This is a genomic window from Streptomyces sp. adm13(2018) (assembly GCF_008042145.1).
Taxonomy (GTDB): Bacteria; Actinomycetota; Actinomycetes; order Streptomycetales; family Streptomycetaceae; genus Streptomyces.
In genome coordinates this window covers 1-3,969 of record NZ_RDBH01000072.1, presented here as the reverse complement: position 1 = coordinate 3,969, position 3,969 = coordinate 1, and the positions used below count along the sequence as shown (strand labels likewise).

Sequence of the window (3,969 nt, the reverse complement as noted above, 5' to 3'; positions counted from 1 at the left end):
GAGGGGGTGCGACGGCGGGGGAAAACCGTGCAAGGTTCGCGTCTTCGCCGGAGAGCGGCAATCGATTTTCCACACGGGCGAACAGATCGCGCCATGTCCGCTCATCGTCCTCTGGACCGCACGGGGACGAGCGCGCTTCACTCCGGCCCCATGAGATCACTCAAGATCATGAGCCTGCTCAGCGGTCTGGTCCTCGCCGCGGGCGCGCTCCTCGGCGCCCCCGCGCAGGCCGCCGCCGACGGTCCGAACCGCCCGACGCCCCCGGCCGAGTTCACCGGTGACTGGCACGACCCGGTCACCGCCGCCCCGCSCGTGGAGACTCCCGGCACCCGCAGCTGCGAGGTGCKCCTCGCCGCCGCCGAGTTCCGCGACTTCACGCCCTACCAGGGGAGTTACACCCCGCCCAAGGAGTGCGGCACGCGCTGGAACAAGGTCGTCCTGCGGCTGGAGGGAAGCGTGAAGGGCCGCCAGTACGACCGCCTCGGCCACCTCAGCGTGGGCGGCGTGGAGATCCTCCGCACCTCCACGCCCCAGCCCTCGCCCGAGGGCATCGCCTGGTCCGTGGAGAAGGACGTCACCCGGTACCGCGACACCCTCAGCCGTCCCGGCGCGGTCGAGATGCTCATCGGCAATGTCGTGAACGAGACCTACACGGGCGTCCTCGACGTCCGCGTCACCCTCACCTTCCACACCGCGCAAGGCCGGGTGAAACCCGCCGCCGGTACGCCCGACCGGGTGATCCCCCTCGTCGGCGCCACCCTCACCACCCCGCGCAACACCGAACGCGTCCTCGCCGAGGTGTACGCCACCGGCTCCGGCGGCGGCTGCGAGGAGTACTGGTACCTCTCCGTCCCCGACACCGCCCCCTACTCCTGCCACGCCACCGACGGACCGCACCGGGAGGTCCGGGTCTCCGTCGACGGACGCCTCGCCGGGATCGCCGCCCCCTTCCCCACGGTCTGGACCGGAGGCTGGTCCAACCCCTTCCTCTGGTACGTCGTTCCCGGGCCGCGCGCCTTCGACGTCCAGCCGATCGTCTACGACCTGACCCCCTTCGCCGCCGTCCTCAACGACGGCCGCGCGCACCGCGTGGAGGTCGCCGTCGCCGGCGTCCCGGCCGGACAGTCGGGCTGGTCCACCCCCGCCAACGTGCTCCTCTGGCAGGACGAGGGCAGCCGGGTGGTCACCGGCGGTCTCGACCGCCACCAGGAGACCGTGCCGCGCAACTCCTCCGTCCACACGCCCGCCACCGGGGACGCCCTCCACCGGCTCGACACCGACGCCGGGCACCGGCTCACCGTCGCCGGCCACCTCCACACCTCGCACGGACGGGTCGACACCACCGTCGACCGGACCGTCGCCCACCGTTCCGCGCACCGCTGGGGCGAGGGCGAGAACCCGGACGCCCTCACCGCGCGCTGGACCGACCGCGAGACCGTGACCCGCGGCCGGACCGCCACCCGCACCGAGCGGACGTACACCATGGACGGCGAGACCACGATCGGCGCGGGCGACCGGCTGCGGACCGTCCTCACCCTCGGGGACCGCGCCGACACCACCGTCCTCCGCGACGGCCGGCGCCTGTCCTGGTCGCGGCTCGACGACACGTACACCGGGGACGCCACGTACACCACCGGGGTCCCGCGCGAAGAGCGGCACGCGGTCGGCACGACGCACGAGCGCTACCGCCTGTACGGCTCCGGGGGCTGCTACGACCGGAGCCTGACGACCGTTCAGGGCACGGTCACCCGGGACCTGCGGCGCTGCTGACCCCTGCCGGTGCCCGGCCCCGGAGGCCGGGCACCACCGAGTCCGGCGCGCGCCGGGACCCCGCCCGTCAGACCGGCTTCACCGAGTCCACGCCCGAGCGGGCCCGCTGCCACTCGCCGCGCGTGAAGTCGGGGATCTCCTGCGGCGCGCCCTGCGCGTTGATCGAAGCGTGGCTGAGCGGTACGGGAGCCGTCCAGGTGGCGGCGTCGTAGACGTCGAAGTCGGGCACCAGGCCGAGCCGCATGCACTGCATCAGGCGGTAGACCATGAGGTAGTCCATGCCGCCGTGGGCGCCCGGCGGGTCGGCGTGCTCCTTCCAGAGCCAGTGGTCGAACTCGGCCGCGTACGCCGAGAAGTCGGCCCACTGGTCGTCCGTGTGGTCCGGCTCCAGGTAGATCCGGGCCGGGTAGTCCTCGAAGACGCCCCGGGTGCCGCCCAGGCTGTTGACCCTGCTGTACGGGTGCGGGGTGGAGACGTCGTGCTCCAGACGGATGACCCGGCCCAGGGCCGTCTGGACCAGGCTGACCGTCCGGTCGCTCCCGACGTACGTCTCCTTCCAGCTGGGGTCGTCGGCCGGCACGTGCTCCCGGCGGTACTCGGCGAGCCCCAGCGCGGGGGTGCCGAAGCTGCTGATGCTCACCGCCCGGTCGCCCCGGTTGACGTCCATGTACATGGCGACGGGGCCGAAGCCGTGGTTGGGGTAGAGGTCGCCCTTGAGCTGCGTGTGCCACCGCCGGCGCCAGGGGCCCTCGTAGTACGTCGGGGAGAACATCAGCGCGCGCAGGTCGTGGTTGTACGCCCCCGCCCCGTGCAGCAGCCGGCCGAACCTGCCGGCGTGCGCCATCCGCAGCACCCGCATCTCGTTCCGGCCGTAGCAGCAGTTCTCCAGCTGCATGCAGTGGCGGCGGGTCCGCTCCGACAGGTCGACGAGTTCCCAGAGTTCGTCGAGCCGCATGGCGACGGGGCACTCCACGCCGACGTGCTTGCCGCCCAGCATCGCCGCCCGGGCGATCGGGAAGTGGGTCTCCCAGGGGGTGGCCACGTAGACGAGGTCGAGGTCCGTGCGGGCGCAGAGGTTCTCGTAGTCGTTCTCGCCGTTCGCGTAGACGGCGGGGGCGGGCTGCCCCGCGGCSGTSACSGCCGCGGCGGCCCGCTCGGCCTTGTCGCGCACGGGGTCGCAGACGGCGTTCACCCGGACTCCGGGGAGCGAGAGGAAGTGCCCGATCATGCCGGCGCCCCGGTTGCCGTAGCCGACGATGCCGACCCGGACGGTGGAGCGGCGTTCGAAGGGGACGCCCGCCATGGTGGCCCCGAGGCGCCGCCGCCCGACGGCGGCGGGCCGGCGTGGCGGCTCCCGCGGGTGGGGCGCCGAGGGCGCCGAGGGCGAGTCCCGTTCCGGCCGCGCCGGCGGTGGCCCGGAGGACCCTGCGGCGGCTCGGCTCGTGCGGTGACTGCTCGTTCACGGAACCTCCCGGAGCTGTGGCACGGCTGACTCACGAATCCCGCCCGGGCCCCGGCCGCGGTGACCGGCGGTGCGGAAGGGCGCCGAGAGGACTCCTGCGACGGGTGGTTGGACTGTACTGTTCCGGATCTCGCACCGAGCCGTACCGGGCGCCCACCCTCACCCGAACGTACGAAGGGCCCCTCGCCACGCGGGCGAGGGGCCGTCAGAAACGCGCGGCCGGGGCCGTCAGGGGCGTGTCGCGTGTTCCAGGGCGAGGAGCACCGAGCCGTAGCTGCGGCCCGTCGCCCGGTCCATCCCGATCTCGCACATCCGGTTGGCCGAAAGGTGCGCGTCGAAGGGCCGGGCGGTCACCTCGGCGGCCTCCCGGGCCGTCGCCGAGGCCGTCAGCTCCGGGTGCAGCATCCCCCGGTCGCCCGCGAAGGCGCAGCAGCCCGCGTCGGCGGGGACGACGACCTCGTCCGCGCAGGCCCGCGCCAGCTCCGTCAGCCGGTCCTCGTCGCCCAGGTGCCGCATCGAGCAGGTCGGATGGACCACGGCGGAGCCCACCCGGCGGCGCACCTCCAGCCGGGGGAGCAGCTCGTCCGCCGCCCACACCAGCGAGTCCACCACCGTCATCCCGGCGTGCAGCGCCAGGTTCTCCTCCGTGAGGTACGGCACGACCTCGTGGGCGATGCCCAGGGTGCAGGAGGAGGCGTCCACGACGAGCGGCAGCGTCCCGCCCGCCGTCCACCCCC

At 73.7% G+C, this 3,969-nt stretch carries 1 protein-coding gene and 2 pseudogenes; 1 reads left to right on the top strand and 2 read right to left on the bottom strand.

Annotated features, from left to right (window positions below; all coding sequences use genetic code 11):
* Positions 1–150: 150 nt before the first annotated feature.
* On the top strand, positions 151–1,770 hold the full coding sequence (locus EAO70_RS06460) for a peptide-N4-asparagine amidase (RefSeq protein ID WP_148002054.1): 1,620 nt from the start codon (positions 151–153) through the stop codon (positions 1,768–1,770).
* 67 nt (positions 1,771–1,837) lie between these two features.
* Here the strand turns inward: EAO70_RS06460 and EAO70_RS06455 are convergent.
* Positions 1,838–3,233 (bottom strand): annotated as a pseudogene (locus tag EAO70_RS06455) (Gfo/Idh/MocA family protein).
* Between the two features lie 227 nt (positions 3,234–3,460).
* Positions 3,461–3,969 (bottom strand): annotated as a pseudogene (locus tag EAO70_RS06450) (FAD-binding oxidoreductase); the annotation flags it as partial.